This window comes from Streptomyces sp. NPDC030838 (assembly GCF_055572035.1).
In genome coordinates this window covers 227746-244197 of sequence record NZ_JBVIED010000003.1, presented here as the reverse complement: position 1 = coordinate 244197, position 16452 = coordinate 227746, and the positions used below count along the sequence as shown (strand labels likewise).

Annotated in this window: 18 protein-coding genes; 9 read left to right on the top strand and 9 right to left on the bottom strand. The window is 71.7% G+C overall.

The window, feature by feature from the left end; translation table 11 throughout:
- Window positions 1-169: 169 nt before the first annotated feature.
- Window positions 170-2503 carry a D-alanyl-D-alanine carboxypeptidase gene (locus ACZ42A_RS11580; protein ID WP_468526976.1) on the bottom strand — a complete coding sequence of 778 codons (2334 nt, stop codon included), beginning with the start codon at window positions 2501-2503 and terminating at the stop codon, window positions 170-172.
- Window positions 2504-2841: 338 nt separating this feature from the next.
- Here ACZ42A_RS11580 and ACZ42A_RS11575 point away from each other — a divergent pair, with 338 nt between their 5' ends.
- The 3 genes from ACZ42A_RS11575 (at window position 2842) to ACZ42A_RS11565 (ending at window position 5085) form a co-directional block, all read left to right on the top strand.
- Complete coding sequence (locus tag ACZ42A_RS11575) at window positions 2842-3597, top strand: GOLPH3/VPS74 family protein (RefSeq protein ID WP_468526975.1); 756 nt, start codon at window positions 2842-2844, stop codon at window positions 3595-3597.
- A 256-nt stretch (window positions 3598-3853) separates the two neighbouring features.
- Entirely contained in the window at window positions 3854-4717 is an 864-nt protein-coding gene (locus tag ACZ42A_RS11570) for a helix-turn-helix domain-containing protein (protein ID WP_468526974.1), read from the top strand.
- Between the two features lie 176 nt (window positions 4718-4893).
- A complete protein-coding gene (locus tag ACZ42A_RS11565; RefSeq protein WP_468526973.1) occupies window positions 4894-5085 on the top strand; it encodes a DUF397 domain-containing protein in 192 nt (63 codons plus the stop codon).
- 94 nt (window positions 5086-5179) lie between these two features.
- Here the strand turns inward: ACZ42A_RS11565 and ACZ42A_RS11560 are convergent, their stop codons facing one another.
- The 3 genes from ACZ42A_RS11560 to ACZ42A_RS11550 form a co-directional block, all read right to left on the bottom strand.
- A complete protein-coding gene (locus tag ACZ42A_RS11560) occupies window positions 5180-6034 on the bottom strand; it encodes a MerR family transcriptional regulator (protein ID WP_468527285.1) in 855 nt (284 codons plus the stop codon).
- 114 nt (window positions 6035-6148) lie between these two features.
- Window positions 6149-6646, bottom strand: coding sequence for a glutathione peroxidase (locus ACZ42A_RS11555; protein WP_468526972.1), 498 nt, complete (start codon window positions 6644-6646; stop codon window positions 6149-6151).
- A gap of 10 nt (window positions 6647-6656) precedes the next feature.
- Window positions 6657-7634: an ArsR/SmtB family transcription factor gene (locus tag ACZ42A_RS11550; RefSeq protein WP_468526971.1), complete on the bottom strand. Its 978-nt coding sequence runs from the start codon at window positions 7632-7634 to the stop codon at window positions 6657-6659.
- 76 nt (window positions 7635-7710) lie between these two features.
- On the opposite strand from ACZ42A_RS11550, the gene ACZ42A_RS11545 reads away from it, so the two are divergent.
- Window positions 7711-8937 (top strand): MFS transporter, encoded by a 1227-nt coding sequence (locus ACZ42A_RS11545; protein WP_468526970.1) that lies wholly within the window; start codon window positions 7711-7713, stop codon window positions 8935-8937.
- Here ACZ42A_RS11545 and ACZ42A_RS11540 read toward each other — a convergent pair.
- A complete protein-coding gene (locus tag ACZ42A_RS11540) occupies window positions 8912-9352 on the bottom strand; it encodes a MarR family winged helix-turn-helix transcriptional regulator (RefSeq protein ID WP_468527284.1) in 441 nt (146 codons plus the stop codon). The genes ACZ42A_RS11545 and ACZ42A_RS11540 overlap by 26 nt on opposite strands.
- Before the next feature lie 275 nt (window positions 9353-9627).
- Between ACZ42A_RS11540 and ACZ42A_RS11535 the strand changes: the two genes are divergently transcribed.
- From ACZ42A_RS11535 to ACZ42A_RS11515, 5 genes are all read left to right on the top strand, one after another.
- Window positions 9628-11067: a hypothetical protein gene (locus ACZ42A_RS11535; protein ID WP_468526969.1), complete on the top strand. Its 1440-nt coding sequence runs from the start codon at window positions 9628-9630 to the stop codon at window positions 11065-11067.
- A gap of 89 nt (window positions 11068-11156) precedes the next feature.
- Window positions 11157-12662 carry a hypothetical protein gene (locus ACZ42A_RS11530; RefSeq protein WP_468526968.1) on the top strand — a complete coding sequence of 502 codons (1506 nt, stop codon included), beginning with the start codon at window positions 11157-11159 and terminating at the stop codon, window positions 12660-12662.
- 328 nt (window positions 12663-12990) lie between these two features.
- Window positions 12991-13407, top strand: a complete 417-nt coding sequence (locus ACZ42A_RS11525) for a hypothetical protein (RefSeq protein WP_468526967.1) — start codon at window positions 12991-12993, stop codon at window positions 13405-13407.
- A 107-nt stretch (window positions 13408-13514) separates the two neighbouring features.
- The gene (locus ACZ42A_RS11520; protein WP_468526966.1) at window positions 13515-13997 is read left to right on the top strand and encodes a DUF2975 domain-containing protein; all 483 of its coding nucleotides are present in this window, start codon (window positions 13515-13517) and stop codon (window positions 13995-13997) included.
- Window positions 13998-14054: 57 nt separating this feature from the next.
- On the top strand, window positions 14055-14315 hold the full coding sequence (locus ACZ42A_RS11515; protein WP_468526965.1) for a helix-turn-helix domain-containing protein: 261 nt from the start codon (window positions 14055-14057) through the stop codon (window positions 14313-14315).
- On the opposite strand, the gene ACZ42A_RS11510 is transcribed toward ACZ42A_RS11515, so the two are convergent.
- The 4 genes from ACZ42A_RS11510 to ACZ42A_RS11495 all read right to left on the bottom strand — a co-directional run bounded on the left by ACZ42A_RS11510 (window position 14312) and on the right by ACZ42A_RS11495 (window position 16394).
- Window positions 14312-14713, bottom strand: coding sequence for a hypothetical protein (locus ACZ42A_RS11510; protein WP_468526964.1), 402 nt, complete (start codon window positions 14711-14713; stop codon window positions 14312-14314). The genes ACZ42A_RS11515 and ACZ42A_RS11510 overlap by 4 nt on opposite strands.
- A gap of 50 nt (window positions 14714-14763) precedes the next feature.
- Window positions 14764-15153, bottom strand: a complete 390-nt coding sequence (locus ACZ42A_RS11505; RefSeq protein ID WP_468526963.1) for a VOC family protein — start codon at window positions 15151-15153, stop codon at window positions 14764-14766.
- A gap of 78 nt (window positions 15154-15231) precedes the next feature.
- Complete coding sequence (locus tag ACZ42A_RS11500; protein WP_468526962.1) at window positions 15232-15582, bottom strand: helix-turn-helix domain-containing protein; 351 nt, start codon at window positions 15580-15582, stop codon at window positions 15232-15234.
- 548 nt (window positions 15583-16130) lie between these two features.
- Window positions 16131-16394 (bottom strand): SCO5918 family protein, encoded by a 264-nt coding sequence (locus ACZ42A_RS11495; RefSeq protein ID WP_468526961.1) that lies wholly within the window; start codon window positions 16392-16394, stop codon window positions 16131-16133.
- Window positions 16395-16452: the final 58 nt, after the last annotated feature.

Genomic DNA, 16452 nt, shown 5'->3' with positions numbered 1-16452 from the left:
CGCGTGGTCCGTGTTCGCCGACCGTTCCCGGCAGGGTCTCCGGGAGTTCCCCTCCGCGTCCCGCACGCGGGCGGCCTGTCCCGATTCGTGACGCTAGCACGCACCCCGCCGGAGGGCTCCCTGGCGGGTCCCGGCGGGGTGCGGTCAGGCGCGGTCGGATGCGGTGCGATCAGCCGATACGGGTCAGCTTGTCCACGAAGCCCGGCTCGACGAGGTCCTGCTGGAGGGCGACCGGCACCTTCACGGCTCCGGCGACCGCCCCGTCGCCCACGGTCAGCGTGCCGACCTTCGTGCCGGCCTTCGCCGTGTGCGGCAGCTCGTCGGCGGCGAAGGACAGCTTGACCTCCAGGCCCGCCCAGCCGACCGCGGTGACGTCCTTCGTGGCGACGACCGGGGTGCGGCCGCCCAGGCCGTCGTCCACATAGCCGACGACATCGCCCTTCTTCAGGATCGTCGCCGACTGCAGCGCGCCCTGCGCGGCGCGGATCAGCAGGTCGCTCTGGTGCAGCGCGGCGCCGAGGATGGTGTTGTCCGCGCCGCCGGCCGGCTGGCGCACCACGGCGCCGACGATGGTCCGGGTCTCGCCGCCGACCTCCTTCTTCGCGGCGAACACCAGGTTGCCGAGGGCGGAGGTGGTGGTGCCGGTCTTGATGCCGACGACGCCGTTGCTGCCCACCAGCTGGTTCCAGTTCGGGTGGTTGACGCCCTTGTAGTCGTCGTACGACATCATCGCGGCCACCTCGCGGAAGGCGGGCTGGGTCATCGCGGCCTTGGCGAGCTTCACCTGGTCCACGGCCGTGCTGACCGTGGTGTCGTTCAGACCCGAGGGGTCGGTGTACGTCGTGTTGGTCATGCCGAGGTCCTTCGCGGTCGCGTTCATCTTCGCCACGAAGTCCTTCTCCGAGCCCGCGTCCCAACGGGCCAGCAGACGGGCCACGTTGTTCGCGGATGCGATGAGAATGCTCTCCAGCGCCTCGCGTTCGGAGATCTCGTCACCCGCGAACACGTTGACCGTCGACTCCTGGCCGGCCTGCGACTGGTCCTCGGCCGCCTGGTCGATCTTGATCATCGGGCCCTCCTCGCCGCTCTTCAGCGGGTGGTCCCGGAGGATGATGTACGCCGTCATCACCTTGGCGACGCTCGCGATCGGCACCGGCTTCTGCTCGCCGGACGAGCCGAACGTGCCGATGCCCTGGACGTCGAGGGCGGCCTGGCCGTTCTCCGGCCAGGGGATGTCCACCTTGCTGCCGTCGAAGGTGTGGCTGTCCTCGGCGGTCAGCTGGAGCGTCGGCGTCGGCAGCGAGCGCATCGACTGGACGACCGCGAACACGATGAGGACCAGCAGCACCAGCGGCGTCCAGATCTTCACCCGGCGCACGGCGGTACGCAGCGGCGTCTGAGGAGGCGGCGGCGTGTTCGTCAGCTCCGCCAGCAGATCCAGCGGCGGCTTCGGCGGCAACGGCTGCTGCGTGGTCCGCTCCGGGCCGAGCTGGGGGACGGCGGCGGTGACGTCGCCGGGGGCGGTGGGCGCGGTGGGAGCAGTGGGTGCGGTGGGTGCGCTGGGCTTGGCGCCCGCGGCGGGCGTGTTGGGCTTGGCGGGGTCGGCTTCGGCCGCGCGGGGCTTGCGGGTCGCCGGGTCGTCGAGAGGCTTCAGCGCGACGAACTTGCTGGTCCGCTCGGCGTCCTTCTCGGCGTCCTCGCCGGACTGCTTGGCGGGCTCCTCCGGCTTCCCGGCCTTGTCGGCCTTCTCGGCGGGCTTCGCCTTGAGGGCATCGCCGAGCTTCAGCATGGTGGTCGGCTGGTCGACGGCGGGCTTGGGCGGTCGTACGGCCTTGAAGACGGTGGTGGGCTGGTCGACGGGGGATTCGTCGGTGTCCGCCTTGGCCTTGGCGGAGCCCTTCTCAGCGTCCTTGGCGGCGGCCGGGGTCGGCTCCTCGGCGTCGGAGTCGGTGTCGGCGTCGTCCTTCGCGTCCTCGGAGTCCGGGGCGGGCTTCTCGGCGTCGGCGCCGTCCTCCGCGTCGGCGGAGCCAGAGGCGTCTTCGGCTGCGTCCTCGCCGGAGTCGGACTCGGAGTCCGAGCCGGAGTCGGAGTCGGAGTCGGCGTCCGCGTCGGCCTCGCTCTCGTCCCCGCCCTGCGCCGCGTCCTCGGCCACCGCACCGGCGCCGGCCCCGGCCTCCTCGGTGTCCTCCTCGCGGCCGTCACCGGCGACCTCGGGCTCCTCCGTGCCCTCGGTCTCCGGGGCGTCCCCAGCCGCGTCCTCGGCGTCGTCCTGGGCCGCCGTACCAGCCTTGTCAGCCCCGTCGGTCTCCTCGGCCCCGTCGGTCTCCCCGGCGGAGTCGGTCTCGTCCGCCGAGCGGACCCACGCCGCCACCGCGGCGCGGAGCTTCTCGTCGTCCTTGGTGCCGTCCTCGGTGTCGGCCTTGGTGGCGGCGGCCTCCCGGGCCTCCGCGAGGTCCTTGGCGGAAAGGACGCGCGTAGCCGTGTCGACGTCCGTGCGAGCCACGGAGAGCCGCGGATCGTCCGAACGCGCTTCGCTCCGGGCCTCGGGAACCGGACCCGCGCTCCCCGACGTCGGTTCTGCCGACGACTCGCGCTGCTTCGACCTGTCGGGGGACTCGCCCGCCACCGATGCCTCCTAAACCGTGAACCGTGTGAACCGCCGCCCGGCACACCGCTCCGCGGCGCTGTCCGAACCATGTACCAGTGTCCTGTGTGCGGGTTAAACCCAAGCGGTAGACGAGAACGACATACCTACTGGTTCCACTACAAACAGGTCACGCACCCTCGACAGACCAATGTGAGAGGGGTCACCCTGTCATTCATCCACGCGGGGAGGCATGGATGGGCAGGAGCCGCAGAACACTTCCGGAGGAGCTTCTGCTGCTGGCACTGGACCCGGCCACGGGTACCACTGCACAGCCGCAGTCGCTCGACCTCGGTCTGGCCGGAGCGCAGCTAGTGGAGCTGGCGCTGGCCGGACGGATAGCCCCAGACGGGGATCGTATCGCCGTGGTGGTACCACGGCCGACAGGAGATCCGACACTGGACTGCGCGTTGGAGTTGCTGCGAAGGCGCGGCGCTCCGGTTCGGGCCGTCCACTGGATCGGCGGGCCGCGTCTCGGGCTCCGCCAGACCTACCTCTCGCATCTCGAACGGTGCGGCATGGTCGCCGCCGTACCGGGGCAGATGTGCGGAGTGCTGCCGACGACTCGCTACCAGGCGACGGACACCGCCATCAGCCGGGAGATCAGGGCCCGGCTGGATTCCGCGATCCGCACCGGCGTTCCGCCGGACCCGCGGACCGCGGCGCTCGCCGCCCTGGCGCACGCGGTGGGTCTCGGCAAGCACCTGTATCCGGGGAACGAGGGACGTTCGTCCCGCTCCCGGCTGCGGGATCTGATCAGGCACGACCCCATGGGCGGACTCGTGGCGCACGCCGTGATGGACGTCCAGAACGGCGCGGCGGCCCAGCCGCGCCGTGCCGCGGGAGGCCCGGCAGGCCGGCCGGCCGCCGGAGCGAGGGCGGTGGCGGAACCCGCACGCGGGGTTCCGGCCCAGCCGCGCCGCGGCAGCATGGCACGCGCCGTGGCCCACTGAGCCGCAGTTCCACGGCAGTACGGCACACAAGCCCGGTTCGGGAGCCGCGCGAGCCGCGCGGGGTGGCGGAACGCGTCGTTCGGACGACGCACGCGTCCGCCGCCCCGCGCGGACGCATGCGCGCATGTGTGGATCTGGCGTGTACCCGCCGCATATCCGCAGTTTCCCAGCGGTAAGAAGCACCTTGGTGGCAGTCTGCTCAACAGCAGATACGCAAAGTTGCAAGTTTGAGGCAGCAGCCGGAGGTGCACGTCCCGTGGCGTCCAATGTCAATCCCACCGTCAGGCGGCGCCGGCTGGGCCAGGAGCTGCGCCGGCTCCGCGAGCTCAAGGGCATGACGGCCGAGGAGGTGGCGGAGCGGCTCCTGGTCTCGCAGTCGAAGATCAGCCGCCTGGAGAACGGCCGTCGCAGCATCAGCCAGCGCGATGTGCGCGACCTGTGCGGGGTCTACGAGGTGGAGGACCACCGCATCGTGGATTCGCTGATGCAGATGGCCAAGGACTCGCGCCAGCAGGGCTGGTGGCACTCCTTCGGCGACATCCCCTACAGCGTCTACATCGGCCTGGAGACGGACGCCGCCAGCCTGCGCGTGTACGACCCGCAGGTGGTGCCCGGCCTGTTGCAGACCCGCCAGTACGCGGAGGCGCTGATCCAGGGCGCCCTGCCGGAGGCGACACCGGCCGACATCGACAAACGGGTGCAGGTGAGACTGCGCCGGCAGGAACGTATTGCCGCCGAGGAGAACCCGCTGCGGCTGTGGGCGGTGCTCGACGAGGCGGCGGTGCGCCGCGAGGTGGGCAGTAAACAGGTGATGATCGAGCAGCTGGAGTATCTGCTCGAGGCGTCCCAGCTGCCGCATGTCACCGTGCAGTTGATCCCGTTCTCGATGGGTGCGCACCCCGGCGTGAGCGGGCAGTACGCGATTCTGGAGTTCCCGGACGCGGCCGATTCGTCCGTCGTCTACATCGAGGGCGTCACCAGCGACCTTTATCTGGAAAAAGCCCAGGATGTCCAGAAATACGCGGTGATGTACGAGCACTTGCGGGCGCAGGCGCTCAATGTCGAGCAAACCCGGGAATTCATCTCGGAAGTGGTCAAGGACTACGCCGGTCGCAGGTGAGGCGCCGCAAAGTACACCGTCGCCCCGACCGGATGGAAGACCCAACTGGAATATGCCATCCGGTCGAGTGAATAGTCGCTCCGGACCTCCGAGTTGGCGAGTAGCGTCGATCACGCCATCGAGCAAGAACGTTGGCGCAAACGCAGCAACTCAGCAACTGGCTTACTGGAGCGAAAATGGCGATCAAGCAGGGCGCGACGGACACGTGGGTCAAGTCCTCGTACTCCCAGGGCAACGGCGCGTGCGTCGAGATCAAGTCCCCGGTTCCGTCGGCCATGGCCGTCCGGGACTCCAAGGTGCAGCAGGGCCCGGTCCTGGCCTTCCCCGCCGACGCGTGGAACGCCTTCGTGGCCTCGGTCAAGGCGTAACACCGGACACCGACACCACCCGCGCGACACCAAGCACCACGCGCAGAGCCCTCTCGACGAGCCCGCCGTCCTTGCCGAGGGGGCTCGGCTTGTGTCAGCCCGCGGCCACCGGGAACGCCACATCGCACACGGGATCCTCGGAACCCGCCGCGTCCCAGTCCGCGAAGTACACCTCGCGGCAGGAGGCGACCGGCTCGAGACCCCGCTCCCGGATCCACTCCTCCACCGCCTCGAAGGCGGCCTGGATCTGCGGATGCGCCACCTGCGCCTTGGTGATCCGGGTGTAGGCGAGGCGCATGGCCGGTTCCACCCGCACCGTCGTCTCCCAGGCACGCCCGCGCGCCTCCGCCCAGGCCCGCGCCGCCGCCTCGTCGGCGACCGGCACACAGGCCTCGGCGGGGCCGTCGCTCTCCATGGAGACCTCGGAGTGGTAGACGACGTAGGGCGCGCCGGTCGTCCCGCCGCACTCCCGGGCCGCCTCCTCCAGCCGCCCCAGCGACGCCCCGATCCACGCGGGCAGTTCGTCGGCCAGCGTGTGCCGGGTCTCGCTGATCACCACCTGGGCCGGTACGTCGACCAGCTCGACCCCGAACTTCTCGTACATTTCGGAACTCCTCCCGGACAACCGTCCACGGAGGTATGCGGCAAGCGTCCGCTGCCCGGCCACCCGCGCCTCGACGTCCGCCCAGTACGCGGCCAGCGACTCGGCCGCTGCCTCCCCGTCCGCGCGGACCACCTCGGCGATCCTGGCGAGCGGCATGTCGAGCCGGCGCAGCAGGGCCACCAGCCGGGCCCGTTCGACCTGGGCGGCGCGGTAGTAGCGGTAGCCGCTGGACTCGTCGACATGGGCCGGGGCGAGCAGGCCGAGCCGGTCGTACAGCCGCAGGGCCTTGGCCGAGAGGCGGGCCCGTGCGGCGAACGCCCCGATGGTGAGCAGTTCCTCGTCCATCTGTGCATCCACCTGTGCATCCTCCGTCACCGGGCGCTCCTCGGCGCCCGGCGGGAAGAGGCTCGGGCCTGCCCCAGGGGCAAGGTCAACCGGGAGACCGGAGACCGGGGTGCCTCAGCCGAGCTGCGCCTCGATCGCGGCGACGACCTCCGCCGACTCCGGCTCGGTCTGCGGGGAGAACCGGGCGACGACGGCGCCGTCCCGGCCGATCAGGAACTTCTCGAAGTTCCAGCGGATGTCGCCGCTGTGGCCCTCGGCGTCCGCGAACCCGGTCAGCCGCTCGTACAGCGGGTGCCGGCCCTCGCCGTTGACCTCCACCTTCTCGGTCATCGGGAAGGTCACGCCGTACGTCGCCGAGCAGAACTCGGCGATCTCCGCGGCGCTGCCCGGCTCCTGGCCGAGGAACTGGTTGCAGGGCACGCCGAGCACGGTGAAGCCCTGGGCGGCGTACCGCTCCTGGAGACGCTCCAGACCGGCGTACTGAGGGGTCAGCCCGCACTTGGAGGCCACGTTCACCACGAGCACGGCCTGTCCGGCGTACTGCTTGAGGTCGGCGGAGCCGCCCTGGAGGGCGTCGATGTCGACGTCGAGGGGGGATGCGTTGGTCGTCATACGGCGGATGCTAACTCCGCCGGGTGACAGCCGCCTCGACGAGTACCTCGCCCGCCGCCGTACGGGCGTACAGCACCGACCGGCCGGCCCGCCGGCCTGCCACCAGGCCGGCGTCCCGCAGCACCCGCAGGTGCCGTCCGACCGAACCGAGTCCCTGCCCGGTCACGGCCACCAACTGGGTCGTGCTCATGGGGGAGTCCAGGAGGACGAGGACGGCGGCACGGGCGCGGCCGAGCAGCGTGCCGAGGCTCGCGGGCACGGGCCGGGCGCGGTCGTCGGCGAGCGGACCGGCGCACGGGTAGACGACGGCGTACCGCGGTGGCTCCGGCTCCTGCCAGGACACCCAGCCGGTGCGCGGGGTGACGGGGACGAGGACGAGTTCGGCGCCGGAGATGTCGCGGGGCGGGTACTCGTGCAGGTTGACCTGGAAGCGGCTGGCGCCCAGCCAGCGGGTGCCGGGCCGCAGCGCGTCCAGCACGGCCGCCCAGCCGCCCTCGCTCACCCGCGCGGTGCGGGCCGTCACGTCGGCCTCCAGGATGCGCCGCCGCCGGGCCCAGTACGGCCGTACGGTCTCGGCCCAGACGTACTCCAGGAGCGCCGCCGCGCGCTGCGGCAGATCGTCGCGGTCCAGCTCGGCGGGGAGCGGGCCGGCGAGCGAGACCCGCAGCTGAGCGCGGGCGGCCGCGGGGTCGGCCGCGCGGACGCGGGCGATCGCCCGCGCGAAGTCCTCGCCGTCCCGCGGAGTGGGGGTGAGGAAGTCGGCGAGCCAATTCCGGCCGATCCCGGCGCGCACCAGCGACGCGGTCACCGGGTCGGCGGCCAGGCGGGCGCGGTAGCCGGGGAGGTGGGCACGCAGCCACGCCTGCTCACCGGGGTGGGCGCCGGTTCCCGCGTGCAGCAGTTTCAGGCTCGCGAAGGCCTCGGCGTACGGGGAGAGCAGGAAGCGGCTGCGGGCGAGGGTGTCGGCGTCGACCTGCCACCAGCCCATACCCGTCCCCGCCCCGTTGGTTTCGCGTGTGCGCGAAACAGTACCGGGGCGGTGGCGGGCGCCGAAGACTCCGCGCATGCGCAGATCACCGGGCTATGCAGACCTTTTCCGTACACCGGAGTTCACTCCGCTCTTCCTGTCCTCCGCCGCCCAGACCGCCGCCCAGACGCTCGGCGGGCTCGCGCTCGGCACGCTGGTGTTCCGGGCGACCGAGTCGCCGCTGCTGGCGGCGGTGAGCATGTTCGGCCCGTCGCTGGCCCAGGTCGTCGGCGCGACCTTCCTGCTGTCGGGCTCCGACCGGCTGCCGCCGCGGGCCACGCTCGCCGGGGTGGCGCTGGCCTTCGCGGCCGGTACGGCGGTGCTCGCGGCGCCGGGGCTGCCGGTGGCGGCGGTGTTCGCGGTCGTCTTCGCCCTGGGGCTGGTGGCCTCGCTGGGCGGCGGAGTGCGGTGGGGACTGCTGACCGAGATCCTCTCCAAGGAGCGCTATCTGCTGGGGCGTTCGGTCTTCAACATGATGAGCGGGCTCGCGCAGATCGGGGGCTACGCGGCCGGCGGCGTCCTGGTCGCCGTCGTGACGCCGCGCACCGCGCTGCTGCTGGCGGCGGTCCTGTACGCGGGTGCGGCGCTCGGGCTGCGGCTGGGGCTGACGGACCGCCCGCCGCGCGCGTCCGGCCGCCCTTCGGTGCGGGCCACCTGGCGGGCCAACGCGCTGCTGTGGTCGTCGCGTCCGCGGCGCTTCGTCTATCTCGCCCTGTGGGTGCCCAACGGGCTGATCGTCGGCTGTGAGTCGCTCTACGTCTCCTACGCGCCCGAGGCCGCCGGGACGCTATTCGCCTGCGCGGCGCTGGGCATGTTCGCCGGGGACGTGACGGTCGGCCGGCTGGTGGCGCCGGGGCGGCGGGCGCGGCTCGGGGTGCCGCTGCTGTTGTTGCTGGCCGGGCCGTATCTGGTGTTCTTCCTGCGCCCGCCGGTGCCGGTCGCGGCCGTGCTGGTGCTGGTGGCGTCCGCCGGGTTCGGGGCGAGTCTGGTGCAGCAGGAGCGGCTGGTCGCGCTGACCCCTCACGAACTCTCCGGGCACGCCCTGGGGTTGCACTCCGCCGGGATGCTCACGATGCAGGGGGTGAGCGCGGCGCTGGCGGGTGCGGTGGCCCAACTGGCGTCACCGGCAGCATCCATGACGGTGATGGCGGTGGCGTCGGTCGCGGTGACGGGGGTGCTGGCGCGGGGCTTGCGGGCGGCGGAGGACCCGGGCCGGCCGGACGGACAGGCCGGCGGCGCTACGGCCGCGGCTCCGGCTCGATGAACACCTGCGGGACCTCGTTGTCCCGCACCACCCGGGCGAGGAGCGCCGCCAGCTGTTCCCGCTCGGCGGGGGCGAGGCCTGAGGGCAGCTCCTCGATCCGGCGGCAGGTCGCGTCGTAGAACTCCTTGGCGAGCGCCGCGCCCTCCTCGGTCAGGCCCACCCGCACGGCCCGCTTGTCCCGGGGGTCGGCCTCCCGCCGCACCAGGCCGCGCTGCACGGTGCGGTCCACCAGCCCGGTCAGGCTGGACTTGGCCAGCCCGAGCATGCTGCCCAGCTCGGTCATCCCGTACGGCTGCGGCATCAGCACGCACAGCAGCTGACCCTGCTGCGGGGTCAGCCCGAACCGACGGCCCGACTCGGCGTACACGGCGTCCACCAGGAACGCCGAGCGCACCAGCGCGGCCACCACGCCCATCTGCTCACCTGCGGCTACGGCTTCGCCCATTCGGCCAGGGTACCGAGGGCGGGCAGCGGCGGCGTCAGTCGGCGGGGACCTTCTGGGCCCGGGCGGCCGGGTGCGGCCCTCACCGCCACCAGACCGAGCGCCCAGGCGGTCACCACCGCTGGGTGGATCCGGTGCTCGCCCTGCCGGTACAGCCGGGGCTCGAGAATTCTCTCCTGTCTCGTACAACCCTCCGGCCCCTCCGAGTGTCTCCTGTGCGCCGATCAACCGCGCCCCTGGAGGAGCCCGTGCGCAAGCGCATCCTGCTGATGTCCGCCACCCTGCTGGCCGCGGGCCTCACCCCGCTGGTCGCGGCGGGTGCCGCCCAGGCCGTCGTCGGCACGCCGGGCGACATCAACAAGGACGGATACCGCGACGTCGTCGTCTCCGCGCCGGACGCCACGGTCGGGGGCCGCGCCAAGGCCGGTGCGGTCGTCATCCTCTACGGCACCGCGCAGGGCGTCAGCTCCACCAAGCGCACCGTCCTCACCCAGAACTCCACCGGCATCCCCGGCACCGCCGAGACCGGCGACCGGTTCGGCGCCGCGGTCGTCGTGCACGATCTGAACGCCGACGGATACAGCGACCTGGTCGTCGGTGCTCCCGGCGAGGAGGTGGCCGGGGACGTCGGCGGCGGCTCGGTGACCGTCGTCTACGGCACCGCCTCCGGCCCGGTCAAGGCGAAGGACGTCGCCGACCCGTGGCCGTCCACGCACGACGCCTGGGGCCGCACCCTCGCCGTCGGCACCTACAACTCGCTCAACCCGGTCAACGGCGGCAAGCTGTCCATCGCCGTCGGCGCCAACGACGCCGAGGTCACCTACATGCCGGCCGACCTGTCGGCGCAGTCCGGCACCAGCGGCAACGGCCACGACTTCAACCCGGCGTACGGCATCCTCGCGCTCACCCAGGTCGACCTGCCGAACACCGACGCCGACCACCTCATCGTGCACGGCCGCGGCGTCTCCGACGGCGGCTGGGGCTACGACGGCCACGGCGACGACCCGCACACCGTGATGCACGACCCGGGCGGCTTCGACTACTACACCCTGCCCCCCGGCACCACCTCCGCCGTCGGCGACCTCAACGGCAACGGCGCCCCGGACCTCGTCATCGGCAACCCCGAAGACCCCGCGCAGAGCCCCGGCACCTCCCTCGGCGGCCGCGTCACCGTCTACTTCGACGCGGCCTACGGCGGCTCCCCGAGCAGCAGCCAGACGATCACCCAGGACACCCCGGGCGTGCCCGGCGGGGGCGAGGCCGGGGACCGCTTCGGCGCCTCCGTCGCCATCGGCGACACCGACAAGGACGGCAAGGCCGACCTGGTGATCGGTGCCCCCGGCGAGAACTCCAAGGCCGGCGCCGTCACCGTCCTGCGCGGCACCGCCGGACAGCTGGACGCCGCCCACGCCCGCGTCTGGACGCAGAACAGCCCCGGCGTGCCGGGCGGTTCGGAGACGAACGACGCGTTCGGCACCGCCCTGCGGCTCGTGGACACCAACAAGGACGGCTACGCCGACCTGCTGGCCGGCGCCCCCGGCGAGGACTCCGGCGCAGGCGGCCTGTGGGCGCTGCGCGGCTCCGCGGGCTCCCTCACCGCGACCGGCGCGAAGAGCATCACCACGGGCGCGGTGGGCCTCGGCTCGGCCGGGGCCGCGCGGCTCGGCGGGGTGGTGAGCGGCCGATGACCCGCCGGGAACGCCGGACGGGGGCTCCTGCCGGAGTCGCGATGACCGCCCTTGCCAGAGCCACGACGACCGCCCGCACGGGAGCCACGATGACCGCCCGCACCACCCGCATCACCAGAACCACCGGTGCGCCCCGCACCGCGCTCGCCGCCGCCGTCGCGGTGACCGCCGCCGCGGCGCTCACCGCGGCCCTGCCCGCCCCGTCCGCCTCCGCCGCGAGCCCCTACCACGGCGCCAACACCGCCGCCGTACAGGACGACTTCAACGGCGACGGCTACCGCGACCTGGCCGTCGGCGCGCCCGGCGCCGCCAACGGCTCGGTCGACGCGGCGGGCGCGGTCGTCGTCCACTACGGCTCCGCGAGCGGCGTCACCGCCACCACCCGCCGGACCGTCATCACCCAGGCGACCACCGGCATCCCCGACAGCCCCGAGGAGTGGGACGGCTTCGGCAGCGCCGTCGCCTCCGCCGACCTCGACCGCGACGGCTACGCCGACCTGCTCGTCGGCACGCCCTCCGAATCCGCCGGCACCATGGGGGGCACCGGGTCGCTCACCGTCGTATGGGGCGGCTCCGGCGGCCTCCAGGGCGGCGCGGCGATCCCGCCCCCGACCGGTCTCGACGAGGGCTGCGGGTTCGCCGCCGGGATCGCGGCCGGCGATGTCACCGGCGACGGGGCGCCCGACCTCGGCGTGACGGGCAAGTGCGGCGGAACGACGTACACCGGCCCCTTCACCCGCACCGGCCGCCCGGCCGCCCGCGCCTTCGTCAACCGCCTCGGCACCAACCGCGGCGTCGTCATGGGCGACGTCGACGGCGACGGCACGGCCGAGCGGTTCTGGCTGCCCGGCCCGACGTCCGGCGATGTCAGCGGCCCGGTGTACCTGGACGAAGGGGACGGCACGTACACCGAACTCCCCCTCGCCGACGGGCTCACCGGCCAGGTCGGCGACATCAACGGCGACGGCTACGGCGACCTGGTCACCGGCAATCCGTACGACGCGTCCCTGATGCCCGGGGAGACCCCCGCGTACAAGGGCGGCGAGATCCAGGTCCTCTACGGCGGCCCGCAGGGCATCACCACCGACCAGAAGCCGAAGGTCTTCCACCAGGACACCCCGGGCGTCCCCGGCGCGGCCGAGAACGCCGACCTCTTCGGCGCCACGCTCTCGGTCGGCGACACCAACGGCGACAAGTACGCGGACGTCCTGATCGGCGCCCCCCAGGAAGCGGTCGGCTCCGCCTCCTACGCCGGCTCGGCGACCCTCCTCCGAGGCTCCTCCGCCGGCCTGACCGCCACCGGCTCCGCCCTCTACACCCAGAACGCCACGGGAGTCCCCGGCACGGCGGAACGCGGCGACGCGTTCGGCGCCGCCACCCACCTGACCGACCTCAACAAGGACGGCCGGGCGGAGGTCGTGGCAGGCACCCCCGGTGAGAACTCCGACGGCCTCATCTGGCTGGCCCGAGGCACCACGACGGGCCCGGCGACCAGCGGTTCGACGACCGTCTCCGGCAAGTCGGCGGGCCTGACCCTGCGCTACACGGAGATCGCCTACGGCACGGCCCTCCCGAGCGCCCGCTCCACGATCTGACCAGCACACCCCAGAGGGGCCGACCGGGATCCACTCCCGACCGGCCCCTCCGCTGTCTCTCCCGCAGCCGACACTCCGGTACGACCTGCGGCCGATGCGTCGCCGCCGACCGGGGGAGGGCGGGTTCGTCTGCCGGGGGGACGTGGGCGCCGGGGACGGTCGGAAGACTGGCGGTGGGGGGAACGGCCCCCTGGTCGCGGGCGCGGCGCGAGGAGGCGTGGTGGTGGCGGTGGGGAACGGGTCGGACGCGGTGCGGCGGCCTGCGCGATGGGCGGTGTGGGCTGCGTGGGCGGTGCCTGTGGGGGTGTTGCCGTCGTCGGTGTGGCGGGTGGCCGTGTCGTTCGAGGTGGGGCACACGGCGGGCGAGCGGATGTACCTGTGGGTGCTGAGCTGTCTGACGGTGGGGCTCGCGTTCCTGACCGTGGGGCTGGTGCGGCCGTGGGGTGAGGTGTTTCCGCGGTGGATGCCCGGTCTGGGCGGGCGGGCCGTGCCGGGACGGGGCGTCACGGCCGTCGCGCGGACCGGGGGCGTGCTGCTGGTGCTGATCACCTTGTACGCCGTGCTCAACTCCCTCTTTGGCTTCGTCGGGGAGGGCCCCAGGCTCATCGAGCAGAAGCGGGAGTTCGACGAGCCCGACGCCTGGGTGACCTGGCTCTACCTGCCCGCCGCGACCTGGGGCTTCCTGCTGCTCGCCGTCACCGCGGACTACGCACGGCGGACGAAGGGTGCGAAGGCCGCTCGGTGAGCTCCATCCTCCAGGGACTTATGGGCACCCTCTTGCAGCAACCTATCGTTTCTCGATAGATTCCAATCGAGAAACGATGAGCTGTTGTGGATGGAGGAGGGAAGGCGATGGGGAAACTGACGGTGCTGGCGCTGCGCGCCGTGCTCGTGGGGCTGCTCGCCGGCTCGCTGTTCGTACAAGCGGTGATGGTCCCCCTGCTGGCCGCCGACCTGAGCGACTTCGGACTGCGCACGCCGGTCGTCGTGATCGTGCTCCTGGGGGTGGTGACGGCCCAGGTCGTCCTGGTCTGCGTATGGCGGCTGCTGACGATGGTCCGCCGGGGAACCGTCTTCTCCGAAGGCGCCTTCCGCTACGTCCACGTCATGATCGGCGCGATGACGGCCGCCGCGCTGCTGGTCTTCGCCCTCGGCGTGGTCCTGGCACCGGGCGAGGCCGTACCCCCGGGCATCGTGCTGCTGATCGGCGGAGTCGCCGTGGCGGTCCTGGGCGTCGCGCTCATCGTCCTGGTGCTGCGGATGCTGCTCGCCCAGGCCGTCGCCCGCGACGTCGAGGCGGCGAGGATGCGGGCCGAACTGGCCGAGGTGATCTGATGCCGATCGTCGATGGGGAGTTGATCTGATGCCGATCGTCGATGAGGAGTTGATCTGATGCCGATCGTCGTCGAGATCGACGTCATGCTCGCCCGGCGCAAGATGTCCGTGGGCGAACTCGCGGAACGCGTCGGCATCACCCCCGCCAACCTGGCCGTCCTCAAGAACGGCCGCGCCAAGGCGGTCCGCTTCGCCACCCTCGCCGCACTCTGCGAGGCCCTCGACTGCCAGCCGGGGGATCTGCTGCGGTGGGAGCCGGAGGGGGAAGGGCCATCCGCGGAGGAGGTCGAGGAAGCCGTGGACGCGGCGAACGGCTAAAGATCTTCGAAAGCGTCTTCGCCGGGCCGCCAGGTCATCCAGGACCGATCAACGAAACCGTTGAGCGTAGCGATCTCCGGACTGACGAGTTCCCCCTCGCTGGGGTGCACCTGGACGGAGCCGGTCACGAAGTCGACCTTGATCCCGATGCCGGTCTTCTCATGAGTGGCCGTCACCTGTTGCGAGATGAGCCCACGGAGCGCGTCGGTCCAGCCGGCCTCCGTCGGCGAGAACCGTCGCCCGGAGAGCGTGACGGTGGGCAGCGCGTCGCAGGTGAGCACGGGCGTGTCGTCGGTCGGGCCGTCGAAGTGCAATTGGACGTAGTCCAGGACGAACTGCACCGAGTGCAGCCGAAAGCCGACGAGGCGGCCAAGCAGGGAGTTCAGCTCATACGCCACGACGGGGAGTCTAGGTGTGAGCCGCGATTCCGGCGTTACGAACTCGGCGGTCACCCGAGGTAGTTCGCGCGCCCCTCGTCGTCGAGCTCGAAGGGGCCCTCAGGGATGATGCAGAACTCGTTGCCCTCCGGGTCCGCCATCACCAGGAACCCTCCGTCGGCGTACTGCTCCAGCCGGCGCCCGCCGAGCTTCTCGACCCGCTGCTGTTCGGAGGCGGGATCGGAAGAGGAGATGTCGACGTGCATCCGATTCTTGCCCGCCTTGGGTCCGGCGGCCCGCTGGAAGCCCAGCCCCAGGCCGTCCTCCCGCCGCAGCCAGACGTACGGGCCCATCCGGCCCACGACCGGCCTGCCGAGCAGTTCGGACCAGAACGCGGCAAGTCGCTCGGGGTCGGTGGCATCGATGATGAGGGCATTGATCCGCATGGGTGAGTCCGCCATGACCGGATCTTCTCAGGGGGTGGCCCGGAATGCCTCTTCTCAGGGGCCCCGAATGCCCGCCGCTGCCCGCCCAAGTGATCAGCTTGAACCGGGATCGGGACTTCCGGCCGCTTCCTTCGCGGCACGGCGGTACTCCGCGTTGATGCGCTGAGCCTCCTCAAGCTGATCCTCGAGGATGATGATGCGGCATGCAGCCTCGATCGGGGTTCCCTTGTCGACGAGCTCGCGGGCGCGAGCGGCGATCCGCAGTTGATAGCGGGAGTACCGGCGATGTCCGCCCTCCGAGCGCAGCGGAGTGATCAGACGAGCCTCCCCGATGGCTCGGAGGAAGCCAGGGGTGGTGCCGAGCATTTCGGCGGCCCGGCCCATGGTGTACGCGGGGTAGTCGTCGTCGTCGAGACGATCGCTGAGTGGAGTATCTGCTGCCATGTCACCTCGTTGTGCAACGCGTCGAGGGGCCCTGATGCCGTACGGCACCAGGGCCCCGAAGGAAATGAAACACCATCTGTCGGCCCTAATGCTCTGCCGACCTTCTGTTTCCGCTACCCGGCCCGGCTAGGGGAGGGGTGCGGGGATCGCTGCTGCGTGACCGGGGACCACCATCCATTCCGGGGTCTTGCGGTACCCGGACCGAGAGCTTCCCGGGCCGGGCGATCCTGATGGCGTCTGCTCCTCCGTCCTTTCTCTGAACCGACCACTTGGTGAACGGGTGCTGCGGTACTGCTCGGTAATGCTGCTGTGCAGCCCCTGAACTACGTACTGCTACCCGCCAGTTCGTGTCTGCCGGGTCTCACTTGACCGTGTCAACGAGAAAAAGATTAGCCGTGCCAAGAGTCAATGTCTACTCTGACAACAGTAGATTTCAGCACTCAGGAGCCACAGGTCTCCTGCGGCCGACGATACGACGGTGAGGGCCCTGCCGACGCGCGTCGGCAGGGCCCTCACCGGGTCTTCGATGGCGGTTTTTCCGCCTGTGTTCACACCTCCGAGGAGGCCGGCGCGATCTCGGGGTGCTCGTGGCAGGTGAAGCCGAGGCGGGTCATGGCCCGGACGACTTCGCCGCTGGTGAAGTCGCGGCGGTCCAGTCGGGTGATGACCTGGCCCACTTGCTTGACCGGGTAGCGGCGGCGGCCGATGGTCACGGACTCACCCGTGACGAGCTCGGCCCTGACGCCCTTCATCGAGGTCAGCACCCCGCTCTTGGTCAGCTCGAACGGGTACCGGGCGATGACACAGCGCATGATGCCTCACAGAGATGCCTCACAGAGAGGAAGGAGAACGGGCTGACCGGCCGAGGTG

Bases quoted from the DNA above. Each gene is read 5' to 3' on its own strand.
- ACZ42A_RS11575 (WP_468526975.1), top strand. From the start codon at position 2,842: ATGGGCAGGAGCCGCAGAACACTTCCGGAGGAGCTTCTGCTGCTGGCA.
- ACZ42A_RS11565 (WP_468526973.1), top strand. From the start codon at position 4,894: ATGGCGATCAAGCAGGGCGCGACGGACACGTGGGTCAAGTCCTCGTAC.
- ACZ42A_RS11560 (WP_468527285.1), bottom strand. From the start codon at position 6,034: ATGGACGAGGAACTGCTCACCATCGGGGCGTTCGCCGCACGGGCCCGC.
- ACZ42A_RS11555 (WP_468526972.1), bottom strand. From the start codon at position 6,646: ATGACGACCAACGCATCCCCCCTCGACGTCGACATCGACGCCCTCCAG.
- ACZ42A_RS11550 (WP_468526971.1), bottom strand. From the start codon at position 7,634: ATGGGCTGGTGGCAGGTCGACGCCGACACCCTCGCCCGCAGCCGCTTC.
- ACZ42A_RS11545 (WP_468526970.1), top strand. From the start codon at position 7,711: ATGCGCAGATCACCGGGCTATGCAGACCTTTTCCGTACACCGGAGTTC.
- ACZ42A_RS11540 (WP_468527284.1), bottom strand. From the start codon at position 9,352: ATGGGCGTGGTGGCCGCGCTGGTGCGCTCGGCGTTCCTGGTGGACGCC.
- ACZ42A_RS11530 (WP_468526968.1), top strand. From the start codon at position 11,157: ATGACCGCCCGCACCACCCGCATCACCAGAACCACCGGTGCGCCCCGC.
- ACZ42A_RS11520 (WP_468526966.1), top strand. From the start codon at position 13,515: ATGGGGAAACTGACGGTGCTGGCGCTGCGCGCCGTGCTCGTGGGGCTG.
- ACZ42A_RS11515 (WP_468526965.1), top strand. From the start codon at position 14,055: ATGCCGATCGTCGTCGAGATCGACGTCATGCTCGCCCGGCGCAAGATG.
- ACZ42A_RS11505 (WP_468526963.1), bottom strand. From the start codon at position 15,153: ATGGCGGACTCACCCATGCGGATCAATGCCCTCATCATCGATGCCACC.
- ACZ42A_RS11500 (WP_468526962.1), bottom strand. From the start codon at position 15,582: ATGGCAGCAGATACTCCACTCAGCGATCGTCTCGACGACGACGACTAC.
- ACZ42A_RS11495 (WP_468526961.1), bottom strand. From the start codon at position 16,394: ATGCGCTGTGTCATCGCCCGGTACCCGTTCGAGCTGACCAAGAGCGGG.